This window comes from Streptomyces sp. NPDC111507 (genome assembly GCF_055638955.1).
The window spans coordinates 112,082-129,138 of the sequence record NZ_JBVKBU010000003.1 but is presented as its reverse complement, the minus strand read 5'-3'; the positions used below and the strand labels follow the sequence as shown (position 1 = coordinate 129,138).

The 17,057-nt window shown below is 70.1% G+C and carries 13 protein-coding genes; 6 read left to right on the top strand and 7 right to left on the bottom strand.

Annotated features, from left to right (window positions below; genetic code table 11):
* Window positions 1-59 precede the first annotated feature (59 nt).
* Genes ACZ7M2_RS13330 through ACZ7M2_RS13315 form a run of 4 tightly spaced genes read left to right on the top strand, consistent with a single transcriptional unit; the run spans window position 60 to window position 3,838 of the window.
* Entirely contained in the window at window positions 60-977 is a 918-nt protein-coding gene (locus ACZ7M2_RS13330; RefSeq protein ID WP_471595331.1) for an SDR family NAD(P)-dependent oxidoreductase, read from the top strand.
* Window positions 977-1,849 (top strand): amidohydrolase family protein, encoded by an 873-nt coding sequence (locus tag ACZ7M2_RS13325; RefSeq protein ID WP_403691168.1) that lies wholly within the window; start codon window positions 977-979, stop codon window positions 1,847-1,849. The genes ACZ7M2_RS13330 and ACZ7M2_RS13325 overlap by 1 nt, the downstream gene beginning before the upstream one ends.
* Window positions 1,850-1,859: 10 nt before the next feature.
* Window positions 1,860-3,368: an o-succinylbenzoate--CoA ligase gene (menE, locus tag ACZ7M2_RS13320; protein WP_471595330.1), complete on the top strand. Its 1,509-nt coding sequence runs from the start codon at window positions 1,860-1,862 to the stop codon at window positions 3,366-3,368.
* A 14-nt stretch (window positions 3,369-3,382) separates the two neighbouring features.
* Entirely contained in the window at window positions 3,383-3,838 is a 456-nt protein-coding gene (locus ACZ7M2_RS13315) for a MaoC family dehydratase (protein ID WP_471595329.1), read from the top strand.
* A gap of 26 nt (window positions 3,839-3,864) precedes the next feature.
* Here ACZ7M2_RS13315 and ACZ7M2_RS13310 read toward each other — a convergent pair whose 3' ends face one another.
* The 7 genes from ACZ7M2_RS13310 to ACZ7M2_RS13280 form a co-directional block, all read right to left on the bottom strand.
* Complete coding sequence (locus ACZ7M2_RS13310) at window positions 3,865-5,535, bottom strand: histidinol-phosphatase (protein WP_471595328.1); 1,671 nt, start codon at window positions 5,533-5,535, stop codon at window positions 3,865-3,867.
* Between the two features lie 58 nt (window positions 5,536-5,593).
* Window positions 5,594-7,438 carry a LamG-like jellyroll fold domain-containing protein gene (locus ACZ7M2_RS13305; protein ID WP_471595327.1) on the bottom strand — a complete coding sequence of 615 codons (1,845 nt, stop codon included), beginning with the start codon at window positions 7,436-7,438 and terminating at the stop codon, window positions 5,594-5,596.
* Between the two features lie 109 nt (window positions 7,439-7,547).
* Window positions 7,548-10,466, bottom strand: coding sequence for a glycoside hydrolase family 2 TIM barrel-domain containing protein (locus ACZ7M2_RS13300; protein ID WP_471595326.1), 2,919 nt, complete (start codon window positions 10,464-10,466; stop codon window positions 7,548-7,550).
* Entirely contained in the window at window positions 10,466-11,350 is an 885-nt protein-coding gene (locus ACZ7M2_RS13295) for a carbohydrate ABC transporter permease (protein WP_471595325.1), read from the bottom strand. The genes ACZ7M2_RS13300 and ACZ7M2_RS13295 overlap by 1 nt, the downstream gene beginning before the upstream one ends.
* A 12-nt stretch (window positions 11,351-11,362) precedes the next feature.
* Window positions 11,363-12,325 (bottom strand): carbohydrate ABC transporter permease, encoded by a 963-nt coding sequence (locus ACZ7M2_RS13290; RefSeq protein WP_471595324.1) that lies wholly within the window; start codon window positions 12,323-12,325, stop codon window positions 11,363-11,365.
* On the bottom strand, window positions 12,325-13,611 hold the full coding sequence (locus ACZ7M2_RS13285) for an ABC transporter substrate-binding protein (RefSeq protein WP_471595323.1): 1,287 nt from the start codon (window positions 13,609-13,611) through the stop codon (window positions 12,325-12,327). Before ACZ7M2_RS13285 ends, ACZ7M2_RS13290 begins: the two co-directional genes overlap by 1 nt.
* A gap of 148 nt (window positions 13,612-13,759) precedes the next feature.
* Window positions 13,760-14,797: a carbohydrate kinase family protein gene (locus tag ACZ7M2_RS13280; RefSeq protein ID WP_471595322.1), complete on the bottom strand. Its 1,038-nt coding sequence runs from the start codon at window positions 14,795-14,797 to the stop codon at window positions 13,760-13,762.
* A gap of 126 nt (window positions 14,798-14,923) precedes the next feature.
* On the opposite strand from ACZ7M2_RS13280, the gene ACZ7M2_RS13275 reads away from it, so the two are divergent.
* Together ACZ7M2_RS13275 and ACZ7M2_RS13270 are read left to right on the top strand one after the other, a co-directional pair.
* Complete coding sequence (locus ACZ7M2_RS13275) at window positions 14,924-15,691, top strand: DeoR/GlpR family DNA-binding transcription regulator (protein ID WP_352047754.1); 768 nt, start codon at window positions 14,924-14,926, stop codon at window positions 15,689-15,691.
* The gene (locus ACZ7M2_RS13270) at window positions 15,688-17,025 is read left to right on the top strand and encodes a 6-phospho-beta-glucosidase (RefSeq protein ID WP_352047643.1); all 1,338 of its coding nucleotides are present in this window, start codon (window positions 15,688-15,690) and stop codon (window positions 17,023-17,025) included. Before ACZ7M2_RS13275 ends, ACZ7M2_RS13270 begins: the two co-directional genes overlap by 4 nt.
* Window positions 17,026-17,057 lie beyond the last annotated feature (32 nt).

Here is a 17,057-nt window from a genome sequence, read left to right as displayed (position 1 = left end):
GCCGCAGCTCGGCATCGCAACGCCGCGCTCTGGACCCTCAGCGTCGAAGGGACTCCCTCGTGCCCAGCATCGATCTCACCGGCAAGGTGGCCGTCGTCACCGGCAGCGGCCGTGGCCTGGGCCTGGCCTACGCACACGCCCTGGCGGCCGTCGGCGCCTGCGTCGTCGTCAACGACGTCGACGAGGCCGTGGCCGAGCAGGCCGTGAAGTCCATCACCGCCGCGGGCGGCAAGGCCGTGGCCGAGGTGGTCCCGGTCGGCACCACCGAGGCGGCCGACCGGCTCGTCGCCCGTGCGGTGCAGGAGTTCGGACGGCTCGACATCCTGGTCACCAACGCGGGCATCCTGCGCGACAAGGTGCTGTGGAAGATGACCGACGACGACTTCGACGCGGTGATCACCACGCATCTGAAGGGCACCTTCACCTGCGCCCGCGCCGCCGCCGTGCGCATGCGCGAGCAGGGCGAGGGCGGCTCGCTGATCCTGGTCGGCTCGCCGGCCGGGCAGCGCGGGAACTTCGGTCAGACGAACTACGCCGCCGCGAAGGCGGGCATCGCCGCCATGGCCCGTACCTGGTCGATGGAGCTGGGCCGCGCGGGCATCACCGTCAACGCGATCGTGCCGGTCGCCGCCACCGCCATGACCGAGACCATCCCCGCGTTCGCCCCGTACGTCGAGGCCATGAGGAACGGCGAGCCGCTGCCCGACTTCCTCCGCAAGGGCGAGGGCTTCGGCACCCCCGAGGACTGCGCCGCCCTCGTCCCGTTCCTCGCCTCCGACGCCGCCCGCGGTGTCACCGGCCAGGCCATCGGCATCGGCGGTGACAAGGTGGCACTCTGGTCGCACCCGCAGGAGGTCAGGGCGGCGTACGCGGACGGCGGCTGGACCCCCGACACCCTGGCCGACGCCTGGGCCACGTCGGTCGGCGCCGAGCCGCAGACCGTCGGGATCCCCGCGCCGAAGCTTCCGGAGGCGTGATGGACCTGAACGAACTCGTCGCGATCGACGTCCACACCCACGCGGAGGTGTCCTCGAAGGGCCACGCCTCGCTCGACGACGATCTGCACGAAGCCTCCAGCGCGTACTTCAAGGTCGAGGGCAAGCGGAAGCCCACCCTGGAGGAGACGGCCGCCTACTACCGCGAGCGGAAGATGGCCGCCGTGATCTTCACGGTGGACGCCGAGTCCGCCACCGGCACCGCGCCCGTCCCGAACGAGGAGGTCGCCGAGGCCGCCGCCGCGCATCCTGACGTGCTGATCCCCTTCGCCTCCATCGACCCCTTCCGCGGCAGGGCAGGCGTCAAGCAGGCCCGCCGGCTCGTCGAGGAGTACGGGGTCAAGGGCTTCAAGTTCCACCCCAGCATCCAGGGCTTCTTCCCCAACGACAGGTCGGTGGCGTACGACCTGTACGAGGTGATCGAGGAGACCGGCACCATCGCCCTCTTCCACACCGGGCAGACGGGGATCGGGGCCGGGGTACCGGGAGGCGGCGGCATCCGGCTGAAGTACTCCAACCCCCTGCACGTGGACGACGTGGCCGCTGACTTCCCGCACCTCAAGATCATCCTGGCGCACCCCTCCTTCCCCTGGCAGGACGAGGCGCTGGCTGTCGCCACCCACAAGCCGGGTGTGCACATCGACCTGTCCGGCTGGTCGCCCAAGTACTTCCCGCCGCAGCTCGTGCAGTACGCCAACACACTGCTCAAGGACAAGGTGCTCTTCGGCTCCGACTACCCCGTCCTCACCCCCGACCGCTGGCTCGCCGACTTCGACAAGCTGACGATCAAGGACGAGGTCAAGCCGAAGATCCTCAAGGAGAACGCCGCCCGGCTGCTCGGGCTGACACCGTAAGGGGCCACAGATGCGCAATGAGGGACTGGGGTCGTGGCCCGCACGCCGGGCCCGCAAGACCCCGCACCGCACCGCCCTGATCCACGGCGACACCACCGTCAGCTATGCCGAGCTGTACGCCCGCACCACCCGCCTGGCCCACGCACTGCGCGCGCTCGGCCTGCGCCGCGGCGACCGCATCGCCTATCTCGGCCCCAACCACCCCTCCTACCTCGAAACCCTCTTCGCGGCGGGCACGCTCGGCGTGGTCTTCGTGCCGCTCAACCCCCGACTCGCCGGCCCCGAGATCGCCTACCAGCTCAGCGACTCGGGCGCCAAGGCCCTGGTGTACGCGCCCTCGCTGGCCGGACTCGTCGCGGGGCTGCCGGGCAACGCGCACGTCCGGACGTTCGTCGAAGTCGGCTCCGGGTACGAGGAGCTGATCGACCAGGCCGCCGAGGAACCGATCGACCAGCCCGTCACCGCCGAGGACATGTGCATCATCATGTACACCTCGGGCACGACGGGCCGCCCCAAGGGCGCGATGCTCACCCACGGCAATCTGACCTGGAACGCGGTCAACGTCCTCGTCGACCACGACCTGATCGCCGACGAACGCGCCCTGGTCTCGGCCCCGTTGTTCCACACGGCCGGGCTGAACATGCTGACCCTGCCGGTGCTGCTCAAGGGCGGCACCTGTGTCCTGGTCGAGTCCTTCGACCCGGCGGCCACCCTCGACCTGATCGAACGGCACCGGATCACCTTCATGTTCGGGGTGCCGACGATGTTCGACCAGGTGGCCCGGCATCCCCGGTGGGCCGACGCCGACCTGTCCTCGTTGCGCATCCTCACCTGCGGCGGCTCACCCGTACCGACCCCGCTCATCGCCGCCTACCAGGAGCACGGGCTCACTTTCCTCCAGGGCTACGGCATGACCGAGGCGTCGCCCGGCACCCTCTTCCTGGACGCGGAACACGCGGTCGGCAAGGCGGGCTCGGCGGGCGTGCCGCACTTCTTCAGCGATGTGCGGGTCGTACGGCCCGACTTCACGCCGGTCGACATCGGGGAGACGGGTGAGGTGGTCGTCCGCGGGCCGCACGTCATGCCCGGCTACTGGGGGCTGCCCGACGAGACGGCCGCGGTGTTCGCCGACGGCTGGTTCCGCAGCGGGGACGCCGCCCGGGTCGACGAGGACGGCTATGTCTTCATCGTCGACCGCATCAAGGACATGATCATCTCGGGTGGCGAGAACATCTACCCCGCCGAGATCGAGGACCTGCTCCTCGGCCACCCCGGCATCGTCGAGTGCGCCGTCATCGGTGTGGCTGACGACAAGTGGGGCGAGGTGCCGCGCGCGGTCGTCGTCCCCCGCGAGGGCGTCGAACTCGACCCGGACGAGGTCCTCGCCTCGCTCGCCGGACACCTCGCCAAGTACAAGATCCCGAAGTCGGTGGTCGTCGTGGACGAACTCCCGCGCACCGCCTCCGGAAAGCTCCTCAAGGCCCGTGTCCGTACGCGGTACGGCACCACCAACTCATAGGCAGGAAAGTACACATGAGCATCACCGTGAACGGTCTCGACGAGCTCAAGAAGCTCGCCGGCAGGGACCTCGGCACCAGCGAGTGGATCGAGGTCACCCAGGAGCGGATCAACACCTTCGCCGACGCCACCGGCGACCACCAGTGGATCCACGTCGACCCGGAGAAGGCGGCCGGGGGCCCCTTCGGCGCTCCCATCGCGCACGGCTATCTGACCCTCTCCCTCTTCATCCCGCTCTTCACCGGGCTGCTGGAGGTCGAAGGCGTGTCGACGAAGGTCAACTACGGTCTGAACAAGGTGCGTTTCCCCGCCCCGGTGAAGGCCGGCTCGCGCATCCGGCTGGTCGCGAGGCTCGCCTCGGTCGAGGACGTGCCGGGCGGGGTGCAGATCGCCGTCGACGGGACGATAGAGATCGACGGCGGCCAGAAGCCCGCCGCCGTCCTCCAGAGCCTGTCGCGCTTCTACGCCTGACGGTCCACGCCGGACGGCCGCTCTCCCTACCGGCCGCTCACCACGTCGACGAACACGGGGTTCGCGTAGAACCACGTGTCGACCCACGGGTCACCGTTTCCGGGCACGTGCGGAATCGGGCCGTGCGGGTCGATCGAGGCGCCCAGGTAGCCCGTACCGTTGCGGTTGCCGTCGCTGCCGCGCAGCCGGACGTAGAAGGACTCGTCGCCGGCGACCAGCGGGATGCGCAGGGTGTACGTGCCCTTGCGGCCACTCACGTCCACCGTGCGGACGACCTTGGTGTCGGGCGCGCGCCAGTCGTCGCGGTCGGCGGCCGGGCCGCGCACCGCGCCACGGATCACGTCGACGTGCGCCAACTCCGGCAGGATTCCGTGGGGGTTGGCGCGCGAGGCGGTCGTCACGGTGACCGACAGGGTGAGCTTCTCGCCCTTGCGGACGCGGATCCGGCCGCCCATGGTCACACCCGGACCGTGGTCGCAGTCCCGCTTCACCCGGACGTCGAGCCCGTCGAGCAGGTGCCCGTGGTCGAGCCAGACGCGGCCCGCGCGCAGGCCCGCCATCACGGCGCGGTAGCCGTAGCGGGTCACGCCCACGTGGGTGCGGCTGAACTGGCCGGGCCAGAAGTCGCCGCCCGGCTGCTGCGAGTCGGTGCTCACCGGGTCGGGAACGTGCCCGGTGTTGTCGAAGTTCTGCCCGGGTGCCCAGTCGCCGTTCTTCCAGGTGTCGAAGACGACGCGGTGTACGTCGGAGTTGGTGGTGATGGTGAACAGCCTGCCCTCGGCGAGCATCGCGTCCCACATGCCGCCGACGGTCGCCGTCATCCAGTCGAAGCCGCCGTACAGCACGTACGCGTTCTCCGGGTACCCGGCGAAGGAGTCCGCGGACGGCTTGTTGGTGTACTCGCCGCGCTGCTGGCCCGAGCCGACCCAGCCGGGGATGCCGCCGCCCTGGGCGCCGGGCGCTCCCTCCATGCCGATCATGATCTCGGGCGCCGCGTCCCGCCAGTTCCGCATCTCGTGCGGGGAGTCGATGCCCAGGCGCGTGGGGTGGTTGGCGAGGACGAGCACGTCGTCGACGTAACCGGTGCGGCGCTGCTCCGCGAGCCACTTGATGGCCTTGACCGCGTGGGCCTCGTTGCGGGCCGTGTCGGGGCTGGTCGGCGAGCCCGCCGTGTAGCCCAGCAGCTTGCCGTCGTAGGCGAGTTCGAACTTCGTGAGGAGATCCACCTCGTGCCGGCCGGGCGCCGCGAAGACCGTGGCGTGCTCGGCGCCCGGTATGTACCACTCCAGACCCTGGAAGATCAGCTGACGCGGGTTCTCGGCGCGCGCCTTCAGGATCTCCTGGTGCTCCAACTGGGCGCCGAAGGCGGCGTGCCCGAAGTTGGCGTGCTCGTTGAAGACCATCCAGTCCAGGCCGTACGTGGCGCTCGCCTGGGCGAGCTGGGAGAACGTGTACTTCGCGTCGTGGCTGTACACGGAGTGGATGTGGTGGTCGCCGACGAGATAGGCGAGGCGCGGGTCGTCGCCGCCGAGGCGCCGGGAGTCGGCCGCCGCGGGGGTGGCGAGCGCGCCCACCGCGAAGGCAGCCCCGAACAGGCCGGCGCTGCGCAGCAGCCCGCGCCGTGACACGCCCTGCGGGTCCAGCGCGGCGGGGGAGACGGATGGATCGGCCCAGGCGGGCAGTTGCTGCTCGGACATGCGGAACTTCTCCCTCGGGGAGTCGGAAGATCTTCGGGTCACCGGTGGCCGAGACGGCTCAGTGGTTCATGAACTGCGCGACGGGCAGCGCCCGTTCGACGACCCGTACGTCGCCGAGCCGTCCGTGCAGGATCTGGTCGATCTTGCCCGCGTACTCGTAGCCGCCGAGCAGCCAGGGCAGCCCGAGCGAGGTGAGACCGACCGCGACGGTGTGCGGGTTGCGGGCGACCGGGCAGCCCTGGACGTACATCGTGGTGTGCGAGCCGTCGTTGACGACGGCGACGTGCCACCACTGCTCGCGGGCTGTCTCGTCGCCCCAGTTGGTGACGATGCCCTGCTGGTTGAGCGGCCGGACGGCCCACTGCGGGCCGGGCCCGTCGGAGAGGGAGAGCGTGGCGAGCGGCTCGTCCGGATCGTCGGCGGTCTTGCCCGCGCCACCGCCCGTGCCGGTACGGCTGACCAGCGAGGCCCAGGCGTGGTGCGAGGCGTCCCAGTCGGCGGGGAGCTGGTAGAAGGCCTCGATGGTGTAACCACGCTTGAAGGTGGCCGAGTTGAGGGGCGCCCCGTCGACCGTGCGCAGATACGCGCCCTTCAGCGGGGGCTTGCCGCCCTGGAAGAAGAGGCTGCCGTGACCCGGCTGGTCGGGGTGGTGGGCGGAGGACCAGGTGAGGGCACTGTCGCCGACCTTGACCACGGTCAGGTCGTTGCCGTGCCCGGACCGGTCGCGCACCGTGCCCTCGGCCGCCGTACCGTCCGCGTGCCCGTCGAAGCGCCAGTACGCGAGAGTGCCCCGGACCAGCATCTCGGACACCGGGCGCGCCGAGCGGGCGGGCACCGGCGCGAATCCCGCGAAGCGGTCCTCGAAGTCGACGGCGACCGAGAACCGGTCCGCGTCGCCGCTGAGTTCGATCTCCTGCCGCTCCAGCTCGTTGAGGCCCTTGGCCGCCCGGCCCAGGATCCACGGCGAGATGGTCTCGACGTCGATGGTGTTGCGGTCGAGGTCGAAGCGGTAGAGGCGGATCATCGCCGCGCCGCCGTAGTAGCGGTTCTGATAGTTCGTCAGGTGCAGGTGGACGTCGTGTCCGGCGGCGTTGGTGCGGGTGGCACGGGCGGCGGGCCAGTAGTGCCCGTTCAGGGTCAGGAAGATCTGGTCGTGGTCGTGGATCAGCTGGTCCCAGAGCTGCTGCCCGTACGAGGACAGGGTGTCGTCGTCCACGACCAGCTCGTGCGTGGTGAGGATGACCGGCGTCCTGGGGTGCCGGGCGATGACGTCCTTCGCCCACGCGTAGCCCTGCGCCGACAGCCGCCAGTCCAGGGCGAGGACGAGCCACTCCATGCCCGCCGCCCGGAACAGGTGGAAGGTGTTGTAGCCGTCCGGCGAGGCGCCGCCGAAGGTGCGCTTGCTCCGGAAGCGCTGCGGGCCGAAGACGTCCAGATAGGGGGTCGCGCCCCGCTGGTCGTCCGTGGACGACCTGATGTCGTGGTTGCCCGCGAGCACGCTGTAGCCGACGCCGCGCCGGTCCAGCAGCTCGAACGCCTTGCCCGCGGCGGCGAATTCGGGCTGCGCCCCGTTCTGGGTGAGGTCGCCCAGGTGCGAGAGGAAGACGATGTTCTCGTCCTTGCCGTGCTCCAGGAGATAGCGCAGCGAGGCCTCGATCGGCGCGGGGTTGATGCTCGGCCCGTCGAAGAGGTACTGCGTGTCGGGCATGACGGCGAGCGTGAAGCGGCGGCTGTCGGCGTCGGGCCGCCAGTCCGCCTCACGCGTCGCCGCCTGTGCCGTCACCGCGGGCAGGGCGACCGAGGTGGTGGCCGCCGCGCCGATCAGGGCCGTGGCCCGCAGGAAGTTGCGTCTGCCGGCGCCGGCCTGCTCGGCCTCCGTCGCCTGGTCATGCGAAGTACACACGTCTGCTCCATGAAGGTGCGAAAAGGTCAGTGAGAGTTCGAGTCAGGTCGGGCGTCGAGTCACGTCGAACGGGTCGAGCCGGTGGGAGGGGCCGCGCGCCGCGCGCGTGTCAGAGCACGCGCAGCGTCCAGGACCAGCGGTGGGTGCCGGCCGGGACGAGGTAGCCGGGCGAGGTGTCGGGTCCGCACGAGGCCGTGCCCACCCCCCGGTGCACGGCGTCGAGGTGCACTACGCAGCCGGGCCGCGGCACCAGCTCGTCGTGATGGGCGGCGGCCGCCAGATCCGCGGCCCGGTAGCGGGTCACGGTCACCTGGCGCGGCTCGTCGAGCGCGACCGCGAAGCCCGTGGCGTCCGGCGCCGAGAGCGTGAAGCGGCGTACACCGTGCCGTCCGCCGCTCTCCTGCGGACGCAGATAGGGGGTGAACAACTCGTCCACGGGGAGGGAGTGGTGGCCCACCGGCGCGCCGGTGCTCCGGTCCGGGTAGGACTCCCAGGGGCCCTGCCCGAACCACTCCAGGACATCGAGCCCGGCGACCGTCTCGAAGACCGAGCCCACCCGCGGTACGTCGTCGAGCGCGGCCGGCAACTGTGCGGTCTCCTCGATCCGCACCCCGCCCTCGACACGGGTGAACACCTGCTCGTGACGTACGGCGCCCGCCAGGGTCGCGTACTCCGTGACCACGGTGACGCTCGCGTCCTCGCGGCGCACGTCGACGAGCTTGCGCTCCAGCGCGTCGAGCCCCCAGGCCCGCCAGCGCACCGCCATGCCGCCGAGCTCGTCGTTGTCGGTCGGTGTCCGCCACAGCGACAGCACGGGGGCCGCGGTGAGCAGCGGATGGACGAGCAGCCCGTCCTCGCCGACCTCGACAGCGGGGTCCGGAGTGGCGGCAGAGCCCACGGGGGTGGCCGCCCTGAGCCGCACCTGAGGCACACACACCTCCGTGCCGCGCGGTGCCCACGCCTCCTCGTGCGCCGTGGTCACCCGCAGCGTCAGCCAGGCCTCGCCGCCGTCCTCCGGCAGCGTGAACGGCATCGGCACGGCCACCGATTCGCCCGCCCGTACGTCGGGCAGCTCGGCCGCGGCCGTCAGCGTGCCGCCCTCCGCGAGGGACAGCTCCCACTCGGCGGTCAGCCACTCGAGGCCCCGGAAGTGCTGGTGGTTGGTGAGCCGCAGCTCGCCCCCGACGTACGCGAGGCGCACCGGCGCCGCGATCTCCCGGTGCTCGTACATCACCGGCTTGGGCGTGCGGTCGGGGAAGACGACCCCGTCGGCCACGAAGGCGCCGTCGTGGATCGTCTCGCCGAAGTCGCCGCCGTAGGCCCAGCGGTGGCCCGGCGCGGCGACACCGTTGTCATACAGCCCGGCGCCACCGCGTCCGGCCGGTCTTCCGTCGTTCACGCGTTGAAGGATGCCGTGGTCCCAGAACTCCCAGATGAAACCGCCCTGAAGCCCTGGGGTTGACTCGATGGCGGCCCAGTGGTCGGCCAGCGTGCCGTTGCTGTTGCCCATGGCGTGCGAGTACTCGCACTGGATGAGGGGCTTGGTCTGCTCCCCGGAGAGGGCGTGCGCGACACAGTCCTCGAGCGAGGCGTACATGGGGCAGGCGATGTCGGAGGCGACCTTCGGGTCGGCCCAGCCGAGCTTCGCCGCGCCCTCGTACTGGAGGGGCCGGGACGGGTCGTGGCGGCGCAGCCAGCCCGCGGCGGCGTCGTGGTTGGCGCCGTAGTCGGACTCGTTGCCGAGCGACCAGATGATCACCGAGGGGTGGTTCTTGTCGCGCAGGACCATACGGGAGACGCGGTCCACGAAGGCGCCGAGGTAGCGGGGGTCGTCGGCGATCTCGTGCGCGTGGTCGTGAGCCTCGATGTTCGCCTCGTCCACGACGTAGAAGCCGAGCTCGTCCGCGAGGTCGAGCAGGGCCGGGTCGTTCGGATAGTGGGCGGTGCGGATCGCGTTGAAGCCGAAGCGCTTCAGCGTCACCAGATCGGCGCGCATGTCGTCGTACGACACCGTCCGGCCCGTCAGCGGGTGGAAGTCGTGCCGGTTGACGCCCCGGATGTAGACCCGCTCGCCGTTGATGAGCAGGTCCCGGCCGCGGATCTCGACCTCGCGGAAGCCCACGCGGTGGTGCGAGGTGTCGGCGACCGAGCCGTCGGCGCGGTGCAGCCGTACGGTCAGGTCGTACAGCTCGGGCGTCTCGGCGGTCCAGGCGCGGACGCCCTGGACGACCGTGGTGAGACGGGGCTCGCCGAGGAAGTCGGAGACCCGGCCGTCCTCCTCCTTGAACCGCTCGTACGCGGCGTCCTGGGTGAGCACCTGGCCGTCCAGCTCCCCGGTGACGTACCAGCCCTCCGGCAGCGCGCCCCCGGCGTCCCGCACCTGGCAGTCGACCCGCAGGCCGCCGTCGCACCGCGTCCGTACGGTCACGTCGGCCAGTCGCAGCGGATCGGTGGCGTACAGCAGCACCGAGCGGGTGATCCCGGCGTGCCACCACTGGTCCTGGTCCTCGAGGTGCGAGGCGTCCGACCACTTGACGACGGTGAGCCGCAGCGAGGCGCGCTCTCCGGGTCGTACGACGTCGGAGAGGTCGAACTCGGCAGCGAGGTGCGAGTCCTTGGACACGCCGACGGGCCGCCCGTCCACATGGACCAGCAGCACGCTCTCGGCGGCGCCGACCTGGAGCACGATCCGGCGGCCGGCCCACGCGGCGGGGACGTCCACCTCACGCTCGTACACGCCCGTCGGATTCGCGTCCGGCGAGGTGGGCGGGAACTCGCCCCAGGGCATCCGGAAGTTGGTGTACTGCGGCAGGTCGTCCGTGTCCTGGGTGGTCCAGGAGCCGGGCACCTGGAGCGAGGACCAGGCGAGACCGGGGTCCGAGGTGGGCGTGGGAAGCAGTTGGAAGCGCCAGGCGCCGTCCAGTGACAGGGCACCGGCCCGGCGGTCGACGGCGTTCATGGGCAACCGCCCCCAGGAGGTCACCTCAGGTGACTCCCAGGGGCGGAGCGCGAGCAGCGGGTCCTTCATCAGCGGATGGCCCCCTTGCCGAGGTCCGCGATGATCTGCTTGGCGCCGATCGCGAAGACGATCAGCAGGGGGACGAGGGCGAGAAGCGCGCCGGTCATGACCATTCCGTAGTCGGTGGTGCCGTGGACACCGTTCAGCTGGGAGAGCGCGACCTGAAGGGTCACGTTGTCCGGGTTGGTGAGGGCGATCAGCGGCCAGGCGTAGTCGTTCCACTGGCCCATGAAGGTGAAGATGCCGAGGAAGGCGAGGCCCGGCCGGACCACCGGGAGCGCCACGTGCCAGTACTGGCGCAGGAAGCCCGCCCCGTCCAGCTTGGAGGCGTCGATCAGCTCGTCGTGGATCGCGCTCTTCATGTACTGGCGCATCCAGAAGATGCCGAAGGCGTTGGCCGCCGCCGGGACGATCAGGGCGGTCATCGAGCCGATCCAGCCCAGCTTCGCCATGATCACGAACTGGGGGATCGCCTGGAGCTGCGCCGGGACCATGAAGATGACCATCATCAGCGCGAACAGCACCCGGCGGCCCGGGAACTGGAACTTGGCGAACACGAACGCGGCCAGCGAGTCGAAGAACAGGACCAGGACGGTCACCGAGCACGCGACCAGCAGCGAGTTGAACATCGACCCGAAGAAGTCGACGTTGTCGAAGAGGTTGCGGACGTTCTCGAGGAAGTGCGAGCCGGGCAGCAGCTTCGGCGGGTAGGAGAAGATCTCCGTCGACGAGTGCGTCGACATGATCACGGCCCAGTAGAACGGGAAGACCGAGAGCAGCAGACCGATGATCAGGGAGAGGTGGAGGCCGATGCCCCGGCGCCGTGACCCCTTGATGGTCGACGTGCGCCCCGCCCCCTGCACGGAGGCCGATGAACCCTTGAGGATTGCCATGGTGGGGCCTCCCTAGTCTTCGCCCCGGCGCTGCACCAGGCGCCAGTTGATGATCGAGAAGATGATGACGACGAGGAAGATGCCCCAGGCCACGGCGGCGCCGTAACCGAAGTCGTTGTTGTCGAAGGTCTGCTGGAAGAAGTAGAGGACCATGGTCTGGCCGGAGTGGCCGGGGCCGCCCGCGAACGACGAGTTGTTGTCCGTGGTCTGCAGCAGCACCTGCGGTTCGGAGAAGGTCTGCAGGCCCGTGACCGTCGAGATGATGAGCACGAACAGCAGCACCGGACGCATCAGCGGCAGCGTGATCCGGAAGAAGGTCTGGATGGGTCCGGCGCCGTCCACCCGCGCCGCCTCGTACAGCTCGCCCGGGATCGTCTGGAGCCCCGCGAGGAAGATGATCGCGTTGTAGCCGGTCCACTGCCAGGTCATCAGCGTGGCGATGGCGACCTTGATGCCCCACGGAGTGTTCAGCCATGCCACCTGGTCGAGGCCGACCGCCTGGAGCAGGGCGTTGGCCAGACCGAAGTTGGTGGAGAAGACCGATCCGAAGATGATCGCGACCGCGACGATCGAGGTGACGTTCGGCAGGAAGTAGGCGAACCGGTAGAGGTTCTTGAAGCGGACGGCCGAGTTGAGCATCACGGCCGTGACCATCGCCAGGAAGATCATCGGGAAGGTGGCCAGCGCCCAGATGATGATCGTGTTCCCGATCGAGGTCCAGAACTGGGTGTCCGACAGCAGATAGCGGTACTGCGAGAGCCCCGCGAACTCCATCGAGCCGAGGCCGTCCCAGCGGTGGAACGACAGATAGAGCGAGAAGCCGACCGGGATCAGACCGAAGGCGAGGAACAGCAGATAGAAGGGGGAGATCGCGGCGTACAGCCGCCAGTAGCTGAGGATGCCCTTCCTGGGGTGGGTGACGGGGGTCTCGGCGAGGGCCGCGGGGGGCGTGTCGACCACGGGTGCGGTAGCCATCAGTAACTCACCCCCAGGTGGTCCGCGATGCGCCGGCACTTGCTCATGGCGTCCCTCCAGGCCTTGTCCGGGTCCTTGCCGAGGACGGAGAAGTTCCGCAGCTCGTCGTTGATCGGGGTGCTCAGCGCGACGTCGTACGGGCTGTTGAAGGCGACCGGGATGTTCTGCGCCGCCGGACCGAAGACGTCCATGGTGATCTGGTCGCCGAAGAAGGCGTCGGGTTCGCGCAGTTTCTTCATCGCGTAGGACGCCGGGGTCGAGGGGAAGAGCACCGAGTCGACGAAGCCCTGGGCCTGGTTGCTCGCGTCGAGCATCCAGGTGATCATCTCGAAGGCCTTCTCGGGCTCCCGGCACGCCTTGGTGATCGCGAGGAACGAGCCGCCGATGTTCGAGGGACCGCCCGGACACGCGGCCACCCGCCACTTGCCCTTGGTCTTCGGCACGTTGAGCTTGATGTCGCCGGCCGCCCAGGAGGCGTTCAGCTGGCTGGGCAGCAGACCCCGCTCGGTGGCCGAGGTGTTGTCGGCCGTACCGTTGATGATCTTCGAGACCAGTCCGCGACGGGTGGCCTCGACGGAACGGTCCCAGGCGGTGCGCACATGCTCCTGGTCGCCGATGAAGTGCCGGTCCTTGTCGACGAACCGCTTCGTCGTCTGGTTGACCGAGATGCCGAAGACGCTCAGCGCGTCGGTCAGGATGAACGTGCCCGGGAGGCGCTTCTTCAGCTGCTCGCCGGCCGCGAAGAACTGGTCCCAGGTGGCCAGCTCCTTGGAGACGTCCTCGGGCTCGTAGGCCAGCCCGGCCTTCTGGAAGACGGCGGGCTGGTAGTAGTGCGCGACCGGACCGCAGTCGATCGGGAAGCCCACCATCGAACCGTCCGGGGCGATGCCCTGATCCCACTTCCAGGGCAGGTACTGGTCCTTCAGTTTCTCGGCACCGAGCGTGCGCAGGTCCACGAACTGGTCGGAGTTGGGCAGATACGAGGCCATGTCCTCGCCCTTGAGCCCGGCGATGTCCGGGATGTGGGCGCGTCCGGTCATCGTGGTCATCAGCTTCGAGCGGTAGTAGCCGCCGATCTGGATGGCCTGCAGATTCACCGCGCTGTCGTAGCGGGCCTTGGCGTCCTGGACGACCTTCGGGCTCAGCCCGCCGCTCCAGTACCACAGGACCATGTTGCGGCCGGTCGAGCCGGTCGGAACGCCGCAGCCGGTCGCCAGGCCGCCCAGCGCCGTGGCGGCCGTACCGGCCAGGCCGGCGCGCAGCAGGCCCCTTCGTGAGAGCCGCACAGCTCCCACCGCCTTTCGGATCTTTTCGGTCTTCGCGTACGTGGGGTCTTGCAGGGGGTCGTGCGTGGGGTGTTTCGCTTTGCGATGCGTGGGGTCATGCGCGTCGTGCGTGTCATGCGGGGGGTCTTACGGGGTGTTGCGTGTGGGGTCATCGGGGTGCGCCCGGCCGACGCGTGGCGTCGGGCGGGGCCACGGGGGCGGGACGGACGGGAGGGCCCGGGTCCGCCGGGACGCGGTCGGCCAGGAAGCCGTACGCACGTCGCAGTTCACGGTCTTCGAGCGTCTGCCACCAGCGGTGGACGCCGTACCAGCCGGGCGCGGCCAGCGCACCGCCGTGCCGCTGTACGGACAGGCCCGCGGCCAGCACCGCGAAGCGCAGCCGTTCCTCCAGCGGCCAGCCGCCGAGCGAGGCGGTGACGAAGCTCGCGCCGAAGACGTCTCCGGCACCCGTCGCGTCCAGGACGTCGACGGGGAGGGCGGGCACCTCCGCGTACTCGCCCGTCGTCTGGTCCACCGCGACCGCGCCGTCGCCGCCCCGGGTGACCACGGCGACCGGCACCAGCTCGGTCAGCGTGCCGAGCGCCGCGACCGCGCTCTCGGTGCGCGTGTACGCCATCGCCTCCGTCTCGTTCGGGAGGAAGGCGTGGCACAGGGAGAGCTGGTCGAGGAGGTCCCGGGACCACTGTTGTGTGGGGTCCCAGCCGACATCCGCGTAGATCTGCGTGCCGGCCGCGGCGGCCTTGGCGAGCCAGGCGCGCGGTTCGGCCTCGATGTGCACGAGGGCGGTGCGCGCCTCGGGCGGGTCGCCCATCAGCTCGTCCTGCGAGTACGGCGGTTCCTGGCCGTGGGTGACCAGGGCCCGGTCGTTGCCGTGGGCCAGCGAGACGGTGACGGGAGTGTGCCAGCCGTCCGCGGTGCGGGACAGGGAGAGGTCGATGCCCTCCTGGTCGGCGAGGACCTCACGGCAGTACGCGCCGTAGTAGTCGTCGCCGAAGACCGTGGCCAGGGAGGTGCGCAGGCCGAACCGGGAGGCCGCGACCGCCAGGTTGGCGATGCCGCCGGGGCTGACGCCCATTCCCTCGGTCCAGATCTCCTCGCCGGCCGTCGGCGGCTTCCCCAGTCCGGTGAGAACGAGGTCGTAGAAGAGCAGCCCGGTCAGCATCACATCGGGCCGTTCGTCACCCACGAGCACATCCTCTCGTCAAAAGTCTGCAAGCGGTGCACAGGATCGTGCGCGTCTCTCGCCAATTTGGCAAGAGTCGAGCAGAACTGAGCATAGAAATGATTGGGAATGACGAGTACTGTTCACAGGGTGCTGGCAGAGCGACGACATCAACTCATCCTGCGGGCCCTGCGCTCCGGCGGGCCCGCAGCCGTGACCGATCTCTCCGAACAGCTGGGCGTGAGCCCCGCCACGGTCCGCCGTGACCTGCTGAGACTGGAGGAGGAAGGCCTGCTCACGCGGGTGCACGGCGGGGCGGTCGTGGAGGAGGGCGACCAGCCCTTCGCCGAGGTCGCCGAGGTCCGTGTGGCCGAGAAGGACGCCATCGCGGAGCGCGCCGCCTCGATGGTCCAGGACGGCCAGTCCGTCCTGCTGGACATCGGCACCACCGCCTACCGGCTGGCGCGGCAGCTGCACGGCCGCCGGATCACCGTGATCACCAGCAACCTGGTGGTCTACGAGGAGCTGGTGGACGACGAGGGCATAGAGCTGGTGCTGCTCGGCGGCATGGTCCGCCGTGAGTACCGCTCCCTGGTCGGCTTCCTCACCGAGGACAACCTGCGACAACTGCATGCCGACTGGCTGTTCCTCGGTACCAGCGGGGTACGGCCCGGCGGGCAGGTGATGGACACCACCGTCGTCGAGGTGCCGGTCAAGCGGGCCATGATCGAGGCGGGCGACAAGGTCGTCCTGCTCGCCGACCGCGCGAAGTTCCCGGGTACGGGGATGGCGCGGGTCTGTGGCCCCGAGGAGCTGGACGTGGTGGTGACGAACGGCCCGCTGGACCCGGCGACGCGGTCGTCGTTGGAAGAGGCGGGCGTGCAAGTGGTCGTGACAGGAAAGGCGGAAACGGCGTGAAGCTGACGATTCTGGGTGGCGGCGGATTCCGGGTGCCGCTCGTGTACGGGGCACTCCTCGGGGACCGTGCCGAGGGCCGCGTCACCCATGTCGTGCTGCACGACGTGGACGCCGGACGGCTCACGGCCGTGGCCCGGGTGCTGGCCGAGCAGGCGAAGGACCTGCCGGACGCCCCCGAGGTGTCCTTCACCACCGACCTCGACGACGCCCTGCGCGGCGCCGACTTCATCTTCTCCGCGATCCGCGTCGGCGGCCTGGAGGGACGTGCCGACGACGAGCGGGTGGCACTCGCGGAGGGCGTCCTCGGCCAGGAGACGGTCGGCGCCGGCGGTATCGCGTACGGGCTGCGCACGGTTCCCGTGGCCGTGGACATCGCCCGGCGGGTGGCCCGGCTCGCCCCCGACGCCTGGGTCATCAACTTCACCAACCCGGCCGGACTGGTCACCGAGGCCATGTCCCGTCACCTCGGCGACCGCGTCATCGGCATCTGCGACTCGCCGGTCGGCCTCGGCCGCCGCATCGCCACCGTCCTGGGCGCCAACCCCCGCGAGGCCTGGATCGACTATGTCGGCCTCAATCACCTCGGCTGGGTGCGCGGGCTGCGCGTCGCGGGCCGCGACGAGCTGCCGCGGCTGCTCGCCGACCCCGAGCTGCTCGGCTCCTTCGAGGAGGGCAAGCTCTTCGGCGTGGAGTGGCTGCAGTCCCTGGGCGCCGTCCCGAACGAGTACCTGCACTACTACTACTTCAACCGGGAGGCCGTCCGGGCCTACCAGCAGGCGGAGAAGACCCGCGGCGCGTTCCTGCGCGACCAGCAGGAACAGTTCTACGCCGAGATGAAGCGCCCGGACACCGCCGCGCTGAGCGCCTGGGACCGTACGCGGGCCGAACGCGAGGCCACCTACATGGCGGAGAACCGGGACGCGGCGGGCGCGGGCGAACGCGACGCCGACGACCTCTCCGGCGGCTACGAGAAGGTGGCGCTCGCCTTGATGAGGGCCATCGCCCGCGACGAGCGCACCACGCTCATCCTCAACGTCCGCAACCGCGGCACGCTGGGCGTGCTCGACGCGGAGGCCGTCATCGAGGTGCCCTGCCTCGTCGACGCCAACGGCGCCCACCCGGTCGCCGTCGACCCGCTGCCCGACCACGCCAGCGGACTGGTCTGCGCGGTCAAGGCGGTGGAGCGCGAGGTCCTGTCCGCCGCCGAGTCCGGCTCGCGCACGACCGCCGTCAAGGCCTTCGCCCTGCATCCGCTCGTCGACTCCGTGAACGTGGCCCGCCGTCTGGTCGAGGGGTACACCTCGGTCCACCCGGGCCTGGCGTACCTTAAGTAAGCGCTTACCCCCCTTCTTGGCTTCCTGGCTCC

Coding starts and splice junctions, on each gene's coding strand:
- ACZ7M2_RS13325 (WP_403691168.1), top strand. CDS start 977: ATGGACCTGAACGAACTCGTCGCGATCGACGTCCACACCCACGCGGAG.
- menE (WP_471595330.1), top strand. CDS start 1,860: ATGCGCAATGAGGGACTGGGGTCGTGGCCCGCACGCCGGGCCCGCAAG.
- ACZ7M2_RS13315 (WP_471595329.1), top strand. CDS start 3,383: ATGAGCATCACCGTGAACGGTCTCGACGAGCTCAAGAAGCTCGCCGGC.
- ACZ7M2_RS13310 (WP_471595328.1), bottom strand. CDS start 5,535: ATGTCCGAGCAGCAACTGCCCGCCTGGGCCGATCCATCCGTCTCCCCC.
- ACZ7M2_RS13300 (WP_471595326.1), bottom strand. CDS start 10,466: ATGAAGGACCCGCTGCTCGCGCTCCGCCCCTGGGAGTCACCTGAGGTG.
- ACZ7M2_RS13295 (WP_471595325.1), bottom strand. CDS start 11,350: ATGGCAATCCTCAAGGGTTCATCGGCCTCCGTGCAGGGGGCGGGGCGC.
- ACZ7M2_RS13290 (WP_471595324.1), bottom strand. CDS start 12,325: ATGGCTACCGCACCCGTGGTCGACACGCCCCCCGCGGCCCTCGCCGAG.